We start from the raw sequence: 18,107 nt of genomic DNA on the forward strand, positions 1-18,107 counted from the left end.
TAAGAGTCATCCATGTTTCAACTGTCTAATATTGAGATCGTTCGAGGTGGACGTCAGATCCTCGGCATCGACCAACTTAACATCCCAACGAATGAACTAACTGTCGTTTTGGGCCATAACGGTTCAGGCAAATCTACACTGGTGAACTTGCTTTCTGGTCAAATGTCACCAGATAAAGGCACGGTAACACTAAACGACACTTCCCTTTCGTCACTCAAAACCAAAGAGCTGGCAAAGCAGATCGCCTATTTGCCACAAAAGCTGCCCTCCTCGGCTGGTTTAACGGTAGAAGAGCTAGTGCGCTTAGGCCGCTTTCCGTGGCGTGGCGCACTTGGTCGTTGGAAAACAGAAGACAAACAGATCATCACGCAGGCTATGGAACGAACAGGAGTTACACCTTTTGCTCAAGCTTTGGCGGATGACTTATCAGGCGGCGAACGCCAACGTGCTTGGGTGTCTATGCTACTGGCTCAACAATCGCCAATTTTAATTCTCGATGAGCCAACCTCGGCGCTCGATGTTCACCATCAGTTTCAACTAATGGCGCTGCTGGCAGAACTGAATCGAACCGAGAACGTAGGCATTATCGTGATCCTGCACGATCTGAACTTAGCACTGCGCTACGCAACGCACATTGTCGCGCTCAAAAAAGGTCAGATTGCCTTTGAAGGCACCGCCGACATGTTGTTAGATGAAGCGCGTTTGTCTGCACTTTACGAATCACCGATTAAGCTCATTGATCATCCAACCCCAGCCAACACATTGGCGAGCCAAAAGGTGGCTGTTGTATGCGCATAATAGCTCGTTTACTTACTGTGGTTACACAATCTGCTTTTCTGTTAGCATTTTTTATGACTAATGCAAATGCAGTCATCACCGTTACCGATGAATATGGTGAGCATAGTTTTGAGCAAGCGCCGCAGCGCGTTATCGCCTTAAATTGGGACATCCTAGAACAAGTTTTGGCGCTAGACGTGGAACCAATTGCCGCCCCCAATTTACCAGGCTACCGCCAATGGGTGGTTAATCCGTATGCGCCAGAGTCAATCGAAGATATTGGAACCCGAGCCGAGCCCAACTTAGAAAAAATCGCCAACTTGAAGCCAGATGTCATCCTTGCTGCGTCTCCACAGCAAGACTTGATTCCGTTACTCAAACAAATTGCTCCGGTTATCTATTTACCTAATTTTTCTGAAAATGAGGCTGCGGCCGAGACTGCTATTCGCCACTTTCGTACGCTTGGCAAGCTATTCAATAAAGAGGCACTTGCTGAACAGAAATTGGCAGAATTAGATGCTTCATTTGCGCAGATGCGCCAGCGAATTCGCCACTATTACTCTGAGTCACTAAGTGTTCTGGTGATGCGTTTTTCAACCCCGAATACGGTGTTTCTTGCAACCGAAAATTCCACCACAGACTACGTGGTCAGAAAGCTGGGATTACAGACTCCAATTAAAGAGGCTCCACGCGCGTGGGGCGTAAAGCAAGATCGGATTAATCGACTTCAAAACCTTCAAAGCAGCTACGTTCTCTACGTACAACCTTTCCCAGAAGAACGCAAACTGAAAGATTCGCCACTTTGGCAAGCGATGCCGTTTGTAAAGAAGCAGCGGGTAAATTCAGTCAGAGCAGTGTGGGCGTATGGCGGTGCTATGTCTTTGCAATACACCGCTGAAGCGATTACCGACAGTCTAATAGAGTTGGCACCAAAGCAATGAGAACGAAACATTATATTGGTTATCTGGCGCTGATTACGTTACTTAGCGTCTTTAGTCTACAAATTGACACTAATTTATCACTCTTCGAACAGTGGCAATTATTAACAAAACCAGAGGTAGCGAGCGAATTTCGTGACGTATTTTTTACGCAAGCTCAGCTTCCTAGGTTAAGTATTACTCTGCTTGTTGGTGCCATGCTTGGTCTCACTGGCAGCTTAATGCAGCAATTAACGCAGAATAACCTCACCTCTCCTTTGACTCTTGGCACCTCTTCTGGGGCTTGGCTTGCATTAGTCGTGGTAAACATTTGGTTTGTTGATTGGGTAGCCGACTACTCTGCATTAGCCGCAATGGTAGGCGCCTTAGTGGCGTTTGGCCTGATCGTATCTATTGCCGGTGTGCGTAATATGACAGGTTTGCCGTTGGTCGTTTCGGGGATGGTGATCAATATCTTGCTCGGTTCTATCGCCACAGCCATTATTATTTTAAACGCCCAGTTTGCACAGAATATTTTTATGTGGGGAGCGGGCGACCTTTCACAATACAGCTGGGATTGGTTTGAGTGGTTATTGCCTCGCTGCGCTATCGCAATCGTCATTTTGATCGTCGCACCACGTATTCTGACTCTAATGAAACTAGGGCAAGAAGGCGCAGCAGCCCGAGGCTTAGCGGTATTACCTGCTTTTGGCACGTTAATGGTGATGGGTATTTGGCTGATATCAGCCTCAATCACTGCGGTTGGCATTATCAGCTTCATCGGATTACTGACCCCCAATATCGCCAGAGCGATGGGGGCAAGAACACCGCGCGACGAATTGATCAGCAGCATGCTAATGGGCGCAATGCTATTAATCATCACCGACTCTGCCGCCATCTCGCTAAGCTTATGGTTAGAGGAAACCATTCCTAGCGGCGTAGCGGCTGCAGCTATTGGCGCTCCCGCTTTAATTTGGTTTACTCGTAAAAAGCTGACGGCAACCGATCAACTTAACCTTTCAATGAGCCAAGGAAAAACGGCGCTTTCTAAACGCGCGGTATGCAGCATTGCGCTATTCAGTCTGGTTGGGATTCTAGCTTACTCATTCGTTACCCATGGTATAAACGGGATCCAATGGTCCGTGCCAGGGGAGTTTCAATGGCAATTGCGCTGGCCGCGAATGTTAACCGCACTTTCTGTCGGTATTGCTCTATCCGTTGCCGGAATCATTTTGCAACGCATTGTTTACAACCCTCTGGCAAGTCCCGATATTCTCGGTGTGTCTTCCGGAGCCACGTTTGCCATTATTACGACTGGAGTTATCGCTGGGTCACTTCTCTCCGCATTTAACTGGGGTATCGCTTTTTTCGGAAGTATGTCCGTATTGATGTTATTGCTGATTATCGGTAAACGAAGCCATTTTAATCCATCTAACTTCGTGTTGTCCGGCATCGCACTAACGGCACTATTGGAAGCCCTCGTTCAATTTTCGCTAGCTCAAGGTTCTGGTGACAGTTACAAAATTTTATTGTGGCTAACTGGTTCAATTTATCGAGTCACAGCCGACACCGCACTGATGCTATGTTTGGCAATAATGGTTCTGCTTACCGCTGTATTCGCGATTTCTCGCTGGCTAACATTAATTTCCATCGGACGACAATTCTCAAATGCACGAGGACTTAACCCCACCGTAGCCAATACGCTAATGCTCACCATCGTTGCTTTATTATGCGCCTTTTCTACCGCTACAGTTGGTCCGATATCTTTTGTTGGCTTGGTCGCTCCCCATATGGCGATGATGTTAGGAGCAAGAAAAGTGAAAGAGCAACTAAGTGTCGGAGCCTTAATTGGTGCAACCCTAATGTTGTGGGCAGATTGGCTGGGACAAATCGCTATTTATCCAAGTCAGGTCGCAGCTGGCACATTGGTCGCTATTTTAGGCAGTACTTACTTTCTGTTTTTAATGCTGAAAAGTAAATTCAGCTAAGTATTCAGGGAATATAGTTAGAGCTGGAAATACCGTTAGAAAAACAAACCCCGCTATGTTTGATAGCGGGGTTTGTTTTAACTGGCGTACGACACTTCTCTATTTTTCACTCACCACAGGAAAGCGCTGCTCATAAAGTTCCATAAAGTCTTTACGAATCAAATGCTCCAAGTGGTTAGCTTTATCGGTCGGGCAGAAAATCATAACATGCAAAATCTGCTCACCATTGATATTACTAGAAATATGCATATGTGGCTCTGCACCGGGAAGATCGACCCCCGCGTGTTTTTCAATCATCGCATTGTAGCGATGCGCAACATCACTGAAGTAGCTACAATGCTCTTCAATCTTGTCGGTCAAGATTGGTAACAGAGGATACAAATTAACGAAGTCTTTCACCACGATAGAAAAATTGTGGTAGACGTAGCGCTTCATAAAATTGAGGTTCTTTACTGGGTAAGTAAAAAACATACTATTGGGTAAGGTCGCGGTTTTTCCGGTGTAGTGATATTGCCCATGGTGCAGGTCGATCTCTTGAATCACCGTCGCCATCATATTGTGCTCGATCACTTCGCCGCACAGTTTACCGACCTCAATCCAGTCACCGACACGAAAAGAACGTGAGCTTGCTCTTTGAATCGAGCCTGTAAAACACAAAATTATCTCTTTGGATGCCACAACAATGGCAACCGCTATCGCCGTGACACTTAGAGCAAACTCGTTTATTTCTGATTGCCATAAAATAAATAAAATCAGTAATGTAACGGCAAAAGTGCCGTTCTTAGTTCTGGACATCCAGCTGCGCTGATCTTCAGAAAGAAAGGCATGGTCACCACGAATCATCGATAAAATGGTACGACGAATTAACCACATAATCACAAAGATCAGTGCGGTAAAAATCAGTTTATGAGTGAGAAGAAAATCGACGACTAACTGCACTTTCTCCATTCCACGGCTCCCTTAGAATTAAAATACGGCCTAGTAACGGGTAACCATAACAAATTATTTTGTCAGTTGTCCGTGTTCACTCAAGTACTTTTGAGATTACTCCTCTCTAAAGGCGCGATTCATGCTTTCAGTGATTGGCTTTATTAAATAACTTAAAGGCGTTCGCGGTTCAGATAAAATAAGCACTTCCGCGTTCATTCCTGAAGTTAAGCGGTGTTTGGCTACATCTTCTTGCGAAATTGCAATTCTAGCGAGGTAAAAATCCTCTTGGTTTTCTTGTGAAAGCTTATCCGCAGAAATCGTTAACACCGTACCGTCTAATGGTGCCAACGTTCTAGCATTCAGAGCGGTCAGACGAACATGCGCCTGCTGACCTGGGTTAACTAAATCGATATCCTGAGGATTCACGCGAGCCTCGACTAACAACTTATCGTCTTGAGGAACCAACTCTAATAGCGTTTCACCCGAACCAATCACACCTTTTTCGGTAAATACCTGCATGTTGACCACACGGCCTGCAATAGGTGCATTGATGGTTGTTCTCGCTACAATATCTTGGGCTGAGCGATACTCTTCACGGATGGCGACGATTTCCTTTTTGGTGTTTCGTAGCTCCTCGACAATCTCATTCAGTCTTTCAAGCTTCAACTCTTCAATTTGCGCTTGGTTTTCATCCAACCTTTTGCTTACTGTGAGTGATTGTCTGTCTAACTGACTTAAGGTACTCCGCACTTCCGCTGCAAGACGTTTGAGTTGAAGTAAGGTGGATTTACCCGAAAAGCCTTTTTGAACTAAAGCTTGGTTACTGTCTATTTCTTCGGCGATAAAATTGAGTCTTTCTCTCTCAATGACTTTGGTTTGCTGGAGGTTTTCTAGCTCCAAATTTGCCCCAGAAATACTCTGCTCAATGATGCTCAGCTTACTATCAAAGAATCGCTTTCTCGCTTCAAAGATCTTGTTTTGAACCAGTTGAGCTTCTTGGACGATATCGACGCGAGGAATACTTTCAAGATCATCAGACCATACGATCGTTGGCAATTCATCTAGCTCAGCACTTAGACGGTTTTCCTTCGCTAGAGTATGAATAAACTGACCACTTAATGAATCCAACTTCGCCATAGCTTGTCGCTTAGAGAGTTGAATTAATAACTGACCTTTTTCAACTAAGTCTCCCTCCTGCACGTACAGCTTTTCAATAATGCCGCCTTCTAGATGTTGAATTTCTTGTCGCTTAGTGAGAACAGACAAATCGCCATAAGCAATTGCAGCACTCTCTAATTTCGCTGTCGCAGCCCAGTAGCCTAGGCCACCAAGAAAAATACTTAGCGTCACCACACCAAGTAAAATTGGCTTTCGAAAGCTTAGTTTCGCTTGCGGACTAAAACGATAAACGGTTTCAGACGGATGCTGATTAACGGCTGGCAGTTGATTGCTCATTTCTTACCCTTGGAATATCTGTTCTTTCTTCGCCCATCAAGCGTTTTAATACTTCATCTTTAGCACCGTATAATTTGACTCGACCTTCAGCCAAATACAGCAATCTATCCATTTGTCGTAATGTACTCGGATTATGGGCAATGACGATAATCGTTGAGCCTTGCGCCTTTAAATGGGCAATCAAACGTTGATATGCAGCCTCTCCTTCACCATCAAGGTTGGCATTAGCTTCATCGAAAATCACAATAGGTGGATCGCCATAAACGGCTCTAGCAAGTGCGATTCTCTGCCTTTCTCCTCCAGATAAACCACGGCCATTTTCGCCAATAACGAAATCATAACCTTTATTTTTCTTGAGTATTAATTCATGACATCCTGCTAGTTGCGCCGCCTTGATGACTTTAGCGGGGTCTTCCTCTTTGAAGCGCGCGATGTTCTCCCGAATTGTGCCAGGAAACAACTCTACTTCTTGAGCGAGATAACCAAAATGGGCCCCGCGATCTTCCGATGCCCAAGTAGACACTTCCATACCATCAAGCGTAACCTTACCTGCTAATGGCTTGATCGTACCTAATAACAACCGAGCAAACGTCGATTTACCAGTACCAGAAGGGCCAATAACTCCGACAGCGACTCCGGGAGGAATAGATAAGTTGATCGATGAGAGTACAGGCTCTGCTGTGCCAGGATGGCGATAAGCAAGTCCAGTAAGTTCATAGTGTCCTTTTGGCTTTGGCAGTGGCATATTCGATTCATCTTGGCGCACGATTGCGTCGATTTCTTTTAGTCGTTTATACGCGCCTTTAGCAGACATAGCACTTCGCCATGTTCCAATCGCCTGCTCCATCGGTGAGAGTGCCCGACTCATTAAAATGGAACTCGCGATCATCGCTCCCGCAGTAATCTCATGTTGGATCACTAACCATGCTCCGCCTCCCAGCAAAAAGATCTGTAGTGAACCACGTACAAACTTAGAAAAGTTAGCCATGTAAATGGACTTACCCGCCACTCGCTCTTCGAGCATATTGACTTCATTCACGCGCGACTGCCATTTCTCTAAAAACGCGTTCATCATCCCCATCGCAAGAATTGAATTGGCATTTTGCGTGGCTAGCTCGGCGTTGTTGATATGAGAGATCGCCCTGACTTCACTCTCTTGCATGGTTTTACGCGTCATTAGCTCATTGAGTAGCCCGAGACTAAACAATACGATAGACCCGAGTAACGCGATGTGACCCAATACTGGGTGCAATAAATATACGAACAAAATAAACAGCGGTGTCCAAGGCGCATCCAATAGTGGATAGGGTGCTTGGCTGCTCAAAAAGCTTTTGATGTTCTGAATATCTCGCAGCGTTTGCGAGGTGTAACTCTTCCCTGTGTGCGATTGGTATTGAATGCTGCGCTTAAGCATAAAAGTGGACAGTTTGGTGTCCATCCAATAACCAAATGATTTACTCATTTGCGCGCGAGCGATATCAATAATCGACATGGTTAGTAACGCGACAATCACGATAATAGTGAGCAAAAGTAGAGTATCGGTTGAATAGGAGGATATCACTCGGTTGTACACTTGAAGCATGTACAAGGGAATCGAGAGGACTAGTATGTTGATAAAAAGGCTAAAAGCGATTAGCAAGCCCGCAAGCGTGCATAGTTTTTGTCTCACTTCTTTGAAAACCGTTTTTTGCACGACTATTTCCGTTTAAATTGAAAATTTAGGCGCCAGCAAAAGCTAGCACCTAACTTAAGACAGCCTCAAATACACTCTAGAATGACCGAGTTAGTTCACCTCAGCGTGACAGAGCCACATAAACTAATCCCATTCTGAGTGATTTAAGTCATTTAGATTGCAAATAAATCCGCACCGTAAGTATTGATGTCAGTTTCGGTAACGCCAATGAGTTTCACGGTTAGATCAGCACCATCGGTAAACACGGCATTACCTACAGCATCATAGCTAAAGCTTAAATCACCGAAGTCTGTGACCGAGTCGCTAATAATGTGCAAAGAATCTTCACCAATGGTGAAATCCACAACTTTTGCTTCACCATGGCCACCAAACTTATCCGTGAACACAAACTTATCGCCATTGCTGCCGCCAACTAGAACATTATCACCAGAACCAGCTACAAGAATATCTTCACCGACGCCGCCATTTAGTTTGTTGTCACCCAACAAACCCAAAAGCAAATCATTACCTGTACCACCGCCGAGGTAATCGTTTCCTGTACCAGCCCTTAGGATGTCATCACCAGCACCACCAGTTAGGCGATCATCCCCGTCGCCGCCGATCACATAATCGTTACCGCCACCGCCAACAAACGAATCATTACCACCAAAACCAATAAACAAGTCATCGCCGCCATCGAAATCAGCAAATTGGTTATTTACACCTGCATCGCCTAGATACGTGTCATTGTCACTTGTGCTCATTTTTATTCCCTCTTGTCTTAATAATTGAATAGACCTTTTATTCTATGTCTGAGTAGATTTGTAACAGACATGAGAAGTCTAATAGTCAACCGAATAGGAATAAGTTTGAATATGGGATGATATTTCAGACTGACATTTTAATAATAAATATAAAACTTAGTACTTTATAGAGTATTTTCTTTTTATTACAGTAAGTTAATACTAGTACTACAGATTTCGCCTAGCCCAACTTGTTGCTTGCGTACGGTTCTTTACTTCTAACTTTCTAAAAATATTGTATAGATGTGATTTAATAGTATGCTCACTGATAAATAAAGAATCAGCAATTTCCATATTTGAGCCTCCTTCTTTCAACATTTTTAAAACTTGAATTTCACGCCGAGTAAGCTCTACCTCGATAGCGGGCTCAATAATGCTATTCGCTTCTTTTCCTCGATAATAATTAACCAGCTGATCCAGTAATCTTCGAGACAGCCAATTATCTCCTTTTATTATTGCTTTTAACCCCTGACACACCTTGTCCATAGAGTCTCCCGGACCGAATATACCCTTTACATGCGGCCATGAGGCGAGTTCTTCTGTGTCTAAGTCATAACCTAAATTAAGCATTATGGTTCCTAGCACTTTATTACTATCTTTTAAATAAACTAAAGTTTCGGATGGAATCTCAACTGAAAAATCAACAAGCAAAAAGTAGCGTTCCGGAATGAGTTCGTGATAACTAGGGTTTTTAGTATCTATGATCGTTATTTTAGTTTCTATATTTTTAGAAAGCATTTCCTTAAAGTTTTCACTCTGTAAACTTTGTTGAGTGAGCATTAGGACTTCAGGCTTTTCCATATACTGTTCCATAATGTTTCTCATACTTTCAGTGACTTAACATTCTTAAATTCGTCGTTAATCGTCCGCACTTAGTGTGATATGTAAGTGCTAGTCCACAGAGTAAAGTTATTTGCTACTTTTTTAAATTCCAAAGTTATTAAAAAGAGAATCAAAAAAAGTGTTTCTCATAAAAGAAACACTTTTAACACATTTAGGTCACAGTAATGATTAAGAATTCACTAAATTAAATAACGTAGTATTTCAAGGAGATTACACTGTTAACGAGTTATCCGAAATATTTTCTTTCGCCCAAATAAGTGCTTGGACTCTATTTTTTACTTCAATCTTCTTGAAAATATTGTGTAAATGAGTCTTTACCGTATTCTCGCTCACAAATAGTTGTTCAGCAATTTGTTGATTGGAAGCCCCCATAGAGAGAAAGGTAATTATTTGTTGCTCTCGTTTGGTCAAAATAGCGGGAACATTCTTATTTATAGGTTTGCAGTGGCGACGAAGGTGAGTAATGTATTGCTGAGAAAACTTACGGCTGAACCACATATCCCCCTGAAGTACCTTACCAATCCCAACTTGCAGCGTTTTTATATCATCAGAGGTATAAAAAATACCTGCTAGAGTACGCCAAGCAAAAAGATCTTCAGTCGAAACGGATTGATCACAATTAATTAAGATTTCGAGCGTATCTTTCTGTTGCGACTCTTTAAATTCCGAATAACGCCGAAATATTTCATCAGTGATCACGCTGCAATCAACAATAATGGCTGACGCTAAAGGCGAATCTAACGCTCCGTGAATAAGAGAGTCTGGTGTGATTAGAGCAACACTAATACCGAGTTTGGTCTCCAATACATCTTTCAGCAGAGATGACTGCAGACTGCCCTCCGTGATTAAAATGACATTTCTTGTTTTTTGTTGCTCCATCCTGATCGCATTCCCTTGGTCGCTTTTATTGAAATACGCAATAGATTTAGATAGAGCAGTAGTATTGTCAAGTATGAAAATAACTAGTACTAATTAATAACTCATTGAAGTGTCAATAATTTTTAAGTGGCAAGTCTGTAAGAGGTATTAGCATTTTCAGACATTAAAAAGGGAGCATACACTCCCTTTTTTGTATTTGAGTTGGTGATTTTGTCGCGCCCGTTAGAGCCGAAACCTCACCCTAGCTTAGTGAACTGGAACAGAGTTTTTTTGGTTAAATTTACCAAAGTGTTGCTCTAACACTTCTGGCGTCAACTTACCTTCTGCTTCCAGCTTTTTTAGCTCAGCGACGATCGCTTTTTGCTCTTCTAGCGACGGCAGTTTTACTTCTGGCTCCTGAGCGGCTTCCTGAGAAATCTGCTCTAGTTCTTTTTCGAAGTCATTCATAGTACTTACCTAAATTTAGTTAGTGAACTTTTAAACTTCGGCTATTCTATCCAACTCTATAGCTTGAAGCTACCAACCATCTTGTCCAGACGTGAAGAGAGCGCTTGAAGATCACGACTTGCATCCGCCAGCTCTTCTGCCGTTGCCGTTGTCATTTCATTGATCGCGTTGATTTCTTCAATGTTTTGATTAATGGTATGCACCACAGTGGATTGCTCTTCCGTCGCCGTTGCAACTTGTGTATTACGATCAGAGATGTCTGTAATTCGCTCAGAAATATTGACTAACACTTCCACTGCTTCATCGGTTGAAGCGACCCCTTCAATAGTGACCGCTTTACCCGCTTCCATCGCACTTACTGCGTCTTGTGCGTCACTTTGAAGTTGGTTGATCATCCGTTGGATCTCTTCTGTTGAATCAGCCGTGCGTGACGCTAGGTTTCTTACCTCGTCAGCAACCACCGCAAAACCACGACCTTGCTCTCCAGCACGTGCAGCCTCAATCGCGGCGTTCAACGCAAGCAAGTTGGTTTGTTCTGATATGTCACGAATTACGCCCAGAATCGAGCCAATATCTTTAGTTGTCGATGCCAGCTGCGTGACGACAATATTGGTCGTTTCTACGTCATCAGCTAGGCGGCTAATCACCTCTTTGGCTTTCATAACCACTTCACGACCCGTTTGAGTATTATCAGAAGCCTGATTTGCCGTATCGGCAGCAGTAGCCGCGTTCGATGCAATTTCGCTGATGGTCGCACCCATCTGGTTAATCGCCGCAACAACTTGAATGGTTTGATCACGTTGCTCTTGGCTGTTGTCATGTGTGGATGTTGCTTTCGTCGAAACACTTTCTGCCGCTTGACTTAATGAGCCACTGGTCAAAGCAACTTCTTTCATTGTGGCGTGGATCTTCTCAATAAATCCGTTGAAGCCTTTTGAAAGCTGAGCAATTTCATCATTACCCTGAATTTCAATGCGCTGCGCCAAGTCGCCTTCACCTTGCCCAAGGTCGGTAAAACGATCGGCAATCAGTCGAATTGGTTTAGTAATACTATTTGCCAACCATACGCCCATCAGAATGAATACAACGGCGACAATGATGGTCGTAAACAGCATTTTTTGCGCAGTAGCATTTAGGTCCGCGAAGACTTCATCGACAGGAACTACACCAATGACAAACCAATTCATTGAAGGAACATACAAACTGGAAACAAACGTGTCCTGCCCTTCAAAGTCCACATTAATCAAATTGAAGCTGTTTTTATTCAGCAGTGCACTCGCATCACTACCAAATAGCTTGGTGATAGAAGTTTGGTTTTTACCTTGTTGACGATGTATTTGAATCTCACCCTGTTCGTTAGTGAGGAACACATAACCCGTATCTTCAATTTTAAACCCATTGAGCAGCGCAACCATGTCGTCCATCGACTTTGAAAGACCTGACATTGATGTGCCATTTAAGTCTTGGTAGTTGGCAAACATTTTTACTTCGCCGTTTGCCTCTTGGAAAACGCTCACTGACGTTTCTTGACCAGAAGACGTAAAGCCAAAGAACCAAGCATCTTGAGTTCGATTAAGCTGACGCAAGAACCCGTTTTGATTCCAGTAATATGCCGTTTGACGATTGGCTACCGACGCATCATTAAGTCCGTACTGGGATTTAACGTTATTGAGCTGCTGAACTAACTGAACTTCTACCGACGGGTCGCGGTCTGTATTAGATAGGGCTTCGACAATAAACTCGTTTGTTGCGAGCTGTTTTGCGGCTTGTTGCATCTCTACAACTTCGCGGTCAATTTCTGTATTGATTTGCTGCAGCATCGCAGGTAGTTCGATATCAATAAGACGGTGGCTCAACACATCTCTTGCATGACGCTGAGCCATAACACCAACGATAATTGTTGATGCTAAAACAGCAAACGTAATACCAAGTACAACCTTCTGTTTGATGCTCAAGGAATGAAGTTTCAACATATTCGGACCTTTTAAAAGAATCACTTGTTATTGGCCCCATAAGGGGAATCTGGTGCATATCTCATGACACGCACATCACAGAAACTTTATCGGCTCACATATACAAAACTAGAGGCATTTCTCACTATATTATGAAAAATAAATGTAACACTCTGTCAGATAAGAACTTTCAGTGATAGCAAGTACTTGCAATTCTCTGCAGAGTCCCAATATTGAAAAGATAAATTGCGAAAGCGCATTGGAACTTTTTCCATCTGGAAAATGACCAATACTCAACACAAAAATCAAATGGATATCGAGAGTCCAAAGCATGCATAAATCTAACTTCGAAACTCTTCAGCAATACCTAGAGTCGCAGATCATTGGTCAGCAAGATCTAGTCAAACAACTGCTTGTTGCCCTTTTGGCAGATGGACATATTTTGGTTGAGGGCCCTCCTGGGCTGGCAAAAACCCGTGCAGTAAAATCACTCTCAGATTGTGTTGAAGGCGACTTCCACCGAATTCAGTTTACCCCTGACTTGCTGCCAGCCGATTTAACCGGCACCGATATCTTCCGCCCCGAAACCGGAGAGTTCACTTTCCAATCTGGTCCTATCTTCAATTCTCTTATCCTTGCGGATGAGATAAACCGTGCACCGGCCAAAGTACAAGCGGCGATGCTTGAAGCAATGGCAGAGAAACAAGTCACAGCAGGTCGCCATACTTACCCGTTGCCAGAGTTGTTTTTGGTCATGGCGACTCAAAACCCGATTGAACAAGAAGGGACTTATCCACTACCTGAAGCACAGCTAGATCGCTTTTTATTACATTTAGAAGTGGAATACCCAGATGCGGAGCATGAGCTATCTATCTTGCGTATTAACCGCGGTGAAGCAAAAGGCGAAACTACCGTCGAGCGCCCAATGTTAAGCCAACAAGATATATTCACTGCGCGTAAAGAAGTGTTGGATATTCATATGGCCGAAACGATAGAGCAGTACATCGTCCGTTTAGTTATGGCAACACGTCGAGCGAGCGAATATGGCACTGAGCTGGATAAGTGGTTGTCAATGGGCGTTAGTCCACGTGCCACCATCGCTCTGGATCGTTGTGCCCGTGCGCACGCTTGGCTTGCAGGTCGTGATTTTGTGTCCCCAGAAGATGTTCAAACCATGGCTTATCCGGTTTTGCGCCACCGTTTATTACTGAGTTACCACGCTCAAGCGGAAGGCATTACGGCAAACCAAGTCATTGATAAGCTGCTAAACCTCGTTGGCAGTGCATAAGACGAGGGAGTGATATGTCCACAACGCATCCATTGCCACCTCATGCGAATGGGGTGACATTAACCCTTGAAGAGCTGCTGCAATACCGCACTCAATCTGTACGTTGGTTGCCACCAGCACAAAGTATCTGGTCGCAAATGAGCGGTAACCATACCAGCCGCCAAAAAGGGCGAGGCATGGATTTTATGGAAGTACGCCAATACCAACCTGGCGATGATATCCGCAGTATTGATTGGCGGGTAACTGCTCGTACAGGGAAAGCGCACACAAAGTTATTTGCAGAAGACAAAGAGCAAGCTGTGATTCTTTACCTTGACCTGAGTTCTAGCCTGCATTTTGGGTCTAAGTATATGCTGAAGTCGGTTCAATTGGCCCACTTTGCCAGCGTGTTGATTTGGCTCACTTTGGCTAAAAAGGATCGCATCGGTGCGGTGATTGACGATGGACATCAATGTTTTGAGTTTCGCCCTTCCTCTCTACAAAAACAGGGGCTGCGGATTCTTAATGCTATCGTCGATACACATAACGCGCAGGTGGCTCGTACTGCCAACAACGAGGCTCGTACACTGCCGTATACTCAGGTGTTAGAAACACTTCATACACTGACACCTAAGGGCAGCGAACTGATTATGCTCAGCGACTTTGCCCACATAAGCGCAGCAGAGTTGACGCAGTTACGTCGACTAAAACAGCACAATAGTGTGAGGGCTATTCAGTTTTATGATCCTTTAGAAAGAGGTGAAACAAACTTTAGAGGTCAAGTAAAAGCCTCGGATGGACAACGTAGTCAATGGTTCAACTTTGGCTCCAAGGGCCAAAGAAAGGAACTCGAAACACACTTTACTCAACACCAAGAAACCATTAAACAGCAATGCCATTCGATGGCGATTCCATTTAACACGCTATCAAGTGGTTGGCCCTTGATTTCACAATTAAGCTAACAAACTGTACAAGCAGCATTTATTAAGCAGTAATAATAATGACAACAAACAACCAAAGCCTAGACCTTGAACCTCTGATTTTACCAAACGCTCCGGATTGGTTTCCGCTCGCTTGGGGATGGTGGGCAGTGCTTGCGGCCACCGTACTTTTCGTTTTCAGCATTTATCTTTATACGAAATGGCGTAAAAAACGCCTACGCGCGCAAAAGGCAGCCTTAAAACTTTTAACTCAATCTGTCACACCTCATACCCCTTCCTCTGCTCTAGAAATATTGCGTCAGGCGGCATTGAGTTACTTTCCGCGTGAAGAAATCGCGCCATTAACTGGAATCGCTTGGTATGAATTTCTCGATAGCCATACCAAAGAAACTCGATTCGTAGACAAACAACATCAGTGGCAAGAAGCGCTGTATCAGAAATCCTCTCAAGAAAATCATCAAAGCTTGGTCGATGATTGTGTCTTTTGGATAACTCACGCTTTGCCACCAAAGAAAAAGGCAAATAACCGTGACTGAGCAAACACTCATAACCGATCTTGCCCAATGGCTAAACATTGAATTTGTCTGGTGGTGGGCACTATTTTTGCTGCCTGTCCCCTGGCTGGTATACAAGCTCCTGCCACAAGAATCTCAACAAGCCGAGATCAAATTGGCGTACTTACCAACTAATGAGAATGGCAGCAAGCCTAGGCAAGCCCTGCAAAAATCACTATCAATGGCGATCTGGGTTCTTCTTATCATTGCTTGTGCGCGTCCAGTTTGGTTTGGTGATCCAGTTGAGTTCCAACCCAAATATCGGGACTTGATGTTGGTCGTCGACCTATCTGGCTCGATGCAGCAAGAAGACATGGAGCTCAACGGCGAATACATCGACCGCCTCACCGCTGTCAAAAAAGTTCTATCGGATTTCGTGGCAAAAAGAAAAGGTGACCGTCTCGGGGTTGTTTTGTTTGGCGATCACGCGTATTTGCAGACGCCACTCACTGCAGACCGTAAAACCGTCATGCAGCAGATTAATCAAACCGTCATCGGCTTGGTTGGTCAACGAACCGCCATTGGTGATGGCATTGGTCTAGGCACGAAAACTTTTGTAGACAGTGATGCTCCGCAACGAGTCATGATTTTGCTTAGTGACGGCAGCAATACTGCCGGTGTGCTCGAACCGCTCGAAGCAGCGGAAATCGCAAAAAAATACAATGCGACCATTTACACCGTAGGCGTAGGTGCTGGTGAAATGATGGTGAAAGAGTTTTTCATGACTCGCAAGGTTAACACCGCAGCCGACTTGGATGAGCAAACACTAACTAAAGTGGCAGAGATGACTGGTGGACAATATTTTCGGGCGCGAGATACTGATCAGCTCGAAAAGATCTACGACACCATCAACCAGCTCGAGCCCGTGTCAAGCGACACGCAAACTTGGCGTCCGCAGTCAGAATGGTTCCCATACCCATTAAGCGCTGCATTCGTACTGTCGGTATTGTTATTCCTACTGAGGAGAAAACATGGCTGAGTTTATTTTCCTTAACCCTTCTTGGCTTTTGGGGCTCATCGCAATCCCTATTGCGCTCTTGCTCAATCACAAATTTAGAGCAAAAAAATCGACACTGATTGCCCCTCACCTAGCTAAAGTGCTCGGACAAAACACGCAGTCCAAACACTATTTTATTCTCTGGGGCGTAGCTTGGGCCATTGCCTGTATTGCGCTAGCAGGACCAAGCTGGCAATCCAACGCTCGCCCAAGCTTTGAATTAAACCAAAACCGCATTTTGGTGCTTGATATGTCTCGCTCGATGTTCGCTACGGACATCAAGCCTAATCGACTCGCGCAAACACGTTATAAGGCGCTGGACTTACTTCCTAAATGGAAAGAAGGGGCTACGGGTCTTATTGCTTACGCTGGCGATGCCTATAACTTAAGTCCACTGACGACTGATTCCAGTACGCTTGCCGGCATTATCGAGAATTTGTCACCAGAGCTAATGCCTTTTCAAGGGGCAAACCTGCCTTCCGCAATTGAATTAGCGCTCAACCAGTTCTCTCAAGCAGGTGTGCAACAAGGCGACATCATCGTGTTAGCTGATGACCTTGATGAGTCAGAACTGTCTCGCGCGTTGAATTTAGTCGAAGGTAAAAACATTCGGATCTCTGTTCTTGCAGTAGGAACCGCTAATGGCGCTCCCATCGCCCTACCCGATGGTTCTCTTTTAAAGACTGCACAAGGCACAACTGTCGTAGCGAAAACAAATCTGAAGAATTTACAAATACTAGCAAAGAAAACAGGTGGAATTTTTGTTCCTATTCAGCACACCAATCGCGATGTTGAGAACATTTCGGTCTTTACGAGCAACGTTGGCAGTCAACTTTCGGCCAAGCAGAGTGAAGAAGTGAGCACTGATTCTCGCTTAAACGGTGGCTTTTGGTTGCTGCCGCTGTTACTTCTGCCTGCAGCTTTACTGTTCCGACGCGGCCTGATTTGGATGTTTGTGGCCACAATAATACCGATGACTTGGACACAACACGCCGAAGCAAATCCGTTCTTAAATGCCGACCAACGAGGAGCGGAACTCTACAAGCAAGGTGAGTATGAACAGGCGCAAAACCTATTTACAAACCCAAGCTGGAAAGGAGCCGCCAGTTACCAAAAAGGTGACTACGAAGCCGCTATCGAAGCATTTTCTCATGACTCCTCTCCTAACGGCCGCTATAACCTTGCCAACTCTCTGGCGCAAAATGGTCAATTAGAAGAAGCAGCAGAGCTTTATAAAAAACTGCTTGAAGAAAAGCCCAACTTTGAAGCTGCAAAGAAAAACTTGTCGGTTGTGGAACAGAAGCTGAAACAGCAACAGCAACAGCAACAGCAACAGCAACAGCAACAGCAACAGCAACAGCAACAGCAACAGCAACAAAAGTCTCAAAACGGTGAAAGGGAAGAGCAAGGACAACAGTCACAAAATCAGCAAGAATCTGAAAATAAAACAGAAAAGCAAAAAACAGAGCAACATCGACCGAAACGAGGTGAAAAGCAGGCTCATGAACAAGGTGAACCAATGCAGGCTCAAGTGCAGCCAAAAAACACGCATCGGGATGATCCTGAATTCCGTCGTCTAGAAGCAGTCGAAAGCGCTCGCGATCCAAGCTTTTTGATTCGTGCACAAATGCAGCTTCAAGCTCAACAAAAACAACCTCCACAACAATCTCAAAAGGAGTGGTAAG

The 18,107-nt window shown here is 44.4% G+C and carries 16 protein-coding genes; 8 read left to right on the plus strand and 8 right to left on the minus strand.

Annotation, left to right across the window (positions count from 1 at the left end):
- The first annotated feature begins 12 nt into the window (after window positions 1-12).
- From L3V32_RS12520 to fhuB, 3 genes are read left to right on the plus strand one after another with little or no spacing between them, the layout of a single operon-like run.
- Entirely contained in the window at window positions 13-798 is a 786-nt protein-coding gene (locus L3V32_RS12520) for an ABC transporter ATP-binding protein (protein WP_237284409.1), read from the plus strand.
- Entirely contained in the window at window positions 789-1,718 is a 930-nt protein-coding gene (locus tag L3V32_RS12525) for an iron-siderophore ABC transporter substrate-binding protein (RefSeq protein ID WP_237284410.1), read from the plus strand. The genes L3V32_RS12520 and L3V32_RS12525 overlap by 10 nt, the downstream gene beginning before the upstream one ends.
- Window positions 1,715-3,682, plus strand: a complete 1,968-nt coding sequence (gene fhuB / locus L3V32_RS12530; protein WP_237284411.1) for a Fe(3+)-hydroxamate ABC transporter permease FhuB — start codon at window positions 1,715-1,717, stop codon at window positions 3,680-3,682. The genes L3V32_RS12525 and fhuB overlap by 4 nt, the downstream gene beginning before the upstream one ends.
- Before the next feature lie 99 nt (window positions 3,683-3,781).
- Here the strand turns inward: fhuB and L3V32_RS12535 are convergent, their stop codons facing one another.
- From L3V32_RS12535 to L3V32_RS12570, 8 genes are all read right to left on the minus strand, one after another.
- Window positions 3,782-4,630 carry a mechanosensitive ion channel family protein gene (locus L3V32_RS12535; RefSeq protein WP_005392418.1) on the minus strand — a complete coding sequence of 283 codons (849 nt, stop codon included), beginning with the start codon at window positions 4,628-4,630 and terminating at the stop codon, window positions 3,782-3,784.
- Window positions 4,631-4,726: 96 nt separating this feature from the next.
- Window positions 4,727-6,067, minus strand: a complete 1,341-nt coding sequence (locus tag L3V32_RS12540) for an HlyD family type I secretion periplasmic adaptor subunit (RefSeq protein WP_005392416.1) — start codon at window positions 6,065-6,067, stop codon at window positions 4,727-4,729.
- Window positions 6,042-7,760 (minus strand): type I secretion system permease/ATPase, encoded by a 1,719-nt coding sequence (locus tag L3V32_RS12545; protein WP_182035851.1) that lies wholly within the window; start codon window positions 7,758-7,760, stop codon window positions 6,042-6,044. The genes L3V32_RS12540 and L3V32_RS12545 overlap by 26 nt, the downstream gene beginning before the upstream one ends.
- A gap of 152 nt (window positions 7,761-7,912) precedes the next feature.
- Window positions 7,913-8,503 carry a calcium-binding protein gene (locus L3V32_RS12550; RefSeq protein WP_005392412.1) on the minus strand — a complete coding sequence of 197 codons (591 nt, stop codon included), beginning with the start codon at window positions 8,501-8,503 and terminating at the stop codon, window positions 7,913-7,915.
- Between the two features lie 207 nt (window positions 8,504-8,710).
- Window positions 8,711-9,367: a LuxR C-terminal-related transcriptional regulator gene (locus tag L3V32_RS12555; RefSeq protein WP_080619247.1), complete on the minus strand. Its 657-nt coding sequence runs from the start codon at window positions 9,365-9,367 to the stop codon at window positions 8,711-8,713.
- Window positions 9,368-9,595: 228 nt separating this feature from the next.
- Window positions 9,596-10,264 (minus strand): LuxR C-terminal-related transcriptional regulator, encoded by a 669-nt coding sequence (locus L3V32_RS12560; RefSeq protein ID WP_182035853.1) that lies wholly within the window; start codon window positions 10,262-10,264, stop codon window positions 9,596-9,598.
- Between the two features lie 246 nt (window positions 10,265-10,510).
- Window positions 10,511-10,711: a restriction endonuclease subunit S gene (locus L3V32_RS12565; RefSeq protein WP_005392406.1), complete on the minus strand. Its 201-nt coding sequence runs from the start codon at window positions 10,709-10,711 to the stop codon at window positions 10,511-10,513.
- 56 nt (window positions 10,712-10,767) lie between these two features.
- Window positions 10,768-12,684: a methyl-accepting chemotaxis protein gene (locus L3V32_RS12570; RefSeq protein ID WP_005392399.1), complete on the minus strand. Its 1,917-nt coding sequence runs from the start codon at window positions 12,682-12,684 to the stop codon at window positions 10,768-10,770.
- A 310-nt stretch (window positions 12,685-12,994) separates the two neighbouring features.
- Between L3V32_RS12570 and L3V32_RS12575 the strand changes: the two genes are divergently transcribed.
- From L3V32_RS12575 to L3V32_RS12595, 5 genes are read left to right on the plus strand one after another with little or no spacing between them, the layout of a single operon-like run.
- Entirely contained in the window at window positions 12,995-13,951 is a 957-nt protein-coding gene (locus tag L3V32_RS12575) for a MoxR family ATPase (RefSeq protein WP_237284412.1), read from the plus strand.
- Between the two features lie 14 nt (window positions 13,952-13,965).
- On the plus strand, window positions 13,966-14,892 hold the full coding sequence (locus tag L3V32_RS12580; RefSeq protein ID WP_053808320.1) for a DUF58 domain-containing protein: 927 nt from the start codon (window positions 13,966-13,968) through the stop codon (window positions 14,890-14,892).
- A 38-nt stretch (window positions 14,893-14,930) separates the two neighbouring features.
- Window positions 14,931-15,407, plus strand: coding sequence for a DUF4381 domain-containing protein (locus L3V32_RS12585; protein ID WP_047008481.1), 477 nt, complete (start codon window positions 14,931-14,933; stop codon window positions 15,405-15,407).
- On the plus strand, window positions 15,400-16,404 hold the full coding sequence (locus L3V32_RS12590) for a VWA domain-containing protein (RefSeq protein ID WP_006741917.1): 1,005 nt from the start codon (window positions 15,400-15,402) through the stop codon (window positions 16,402-16,404). Before L3V32_RS12585 ends, L3V32_RS12590 begins: the two co-directional genes overlap by 8 nt.
- Window positions 16,397-18,106, plus strand: coding sequence for a VWA domain-containing protein (locus L3V32_RS12595; protein WP_237284413.1), 1,710 nt, complete (start codon window positions 16,397-16,399; stop codon window positions 18,104-18,106). Before L3V32_RS12590 ends, L3V32_RS12595 begins: the two co-directional genes overlap by 8 nt.
- The last annotated feature ends 1 nt before the right edge of the window (window position 18,107 follow it).

Origin of the sequence: Vibrio sp. J2-4 (genome assembly GCF_021728155.1) — a bacterium.
Lineage (GTDB): Bacteria > Pseudomonadota > Gammaproteobacteria > Enterobacterales > Vibrionaceae > Vibrio > Vibrio diabolicus.

Excerpts from the sequence above, each read along its gene's own strand:
- L3V32_RS12520 (WP_237284409.1), top strand. The coding sequence starts at position 13 with ATGTTTCAACTGTCTAATATTGAGATCGTTCGAGGTGGACGTCAGATC.
- L3V32_RS12525 (WP_237284410.1), top strand. The coding sequence starts at position 789 with ATGCGCATAATAGCTCGTTTACTTACTGTGGTTACACAATCTGCTTTT.
- fhuB (WP_237284411.1), top strand. The coding sequence starts at position 1,715 with ATGAGAACGAAACATTATATTGGTTATCTGGCGCTGATTACGTTACTT.
- L3V32_RS12535 (WP_005392418.1), bottom strand. The coding sequence starts at position 4,630 with ATGGAGAAAGTGCAGTTAGTCGTCGATTTTCTTCTCACTCATAAACTG.
- L3V32_RS12540 (WP_005392416.1), bottom strand. The coding sequence starts at position 6,067 with ATGAGCAATCAACTGCCAGCCGTTAATCAGCATCCGTCTGAAACCGTT.
- L3V32_RS12550 (WP_005392412.1), bottom strand. The coding sequence starts at position 8,503 with ATGAGCACAAGTGACAATGACACGTATCTAGGCGATGCAGGTGTAAAT.
- L3V32_RS12555 (WP_080619247.1), bottom strand. The coding sequence starts at position 9,367 with ATGAGAAACATTATGGAACAGTATATGGAAAAGCCTGAAGTCCTAATG.
- L3V32_RS12560 (WP_182035853.1), bottom strand. The coding sequence starts at position 10,264 with ATGGAGCAACAAAAAACAAGAAATGTCATTTTAATCACGGAGGGCAGT.
- L3V32_RS12565 (WP_005392406.1), bottom strand. The coding sequence starts at position 10,711 with ATGAATGACTTCGAAAAAGAACTAGAGCAGATTTCTCAGGAAGCCGCT.
- L3V32_RS12570 (WP_005392399.1), bottom strand. The coding sequence starts at position 12,684 with ATGTTGAAACTTCATTCCTTGAGCATCAAACAGAAGGTTGTACTTGGT.
- L3V32_RS12575 (WP_237284412.1), top strand. The coding sequence starts at position 12,995 with ATGCATAAATCTAACTTCGAAACTCTTCAGCAATACCTAGAGTCGCAG.
- L3V32_RS12580 (WP_053808320.1), top strand. The coding sequence starts at position 13,966 with ATGTCCACAACGCATCCATTGCCACCTCATGCGAATGGGGTGACATTA.
- L3V32_RS12585 (WP_047008481.1), top strand. The coding sequence starts at position 14,931 with ATGACAACAAACAACCAAAGCCTAGACCTTGAACCTCTGATTTTACCA.
- L3V32_RS12595 (WP_237284413.1), top strand. The coding sequence starts at position 16,397 with ATGGCTGAGTTTATTTTCCTTAACCCTTCTTGGCTTTTGGGGCTCATC.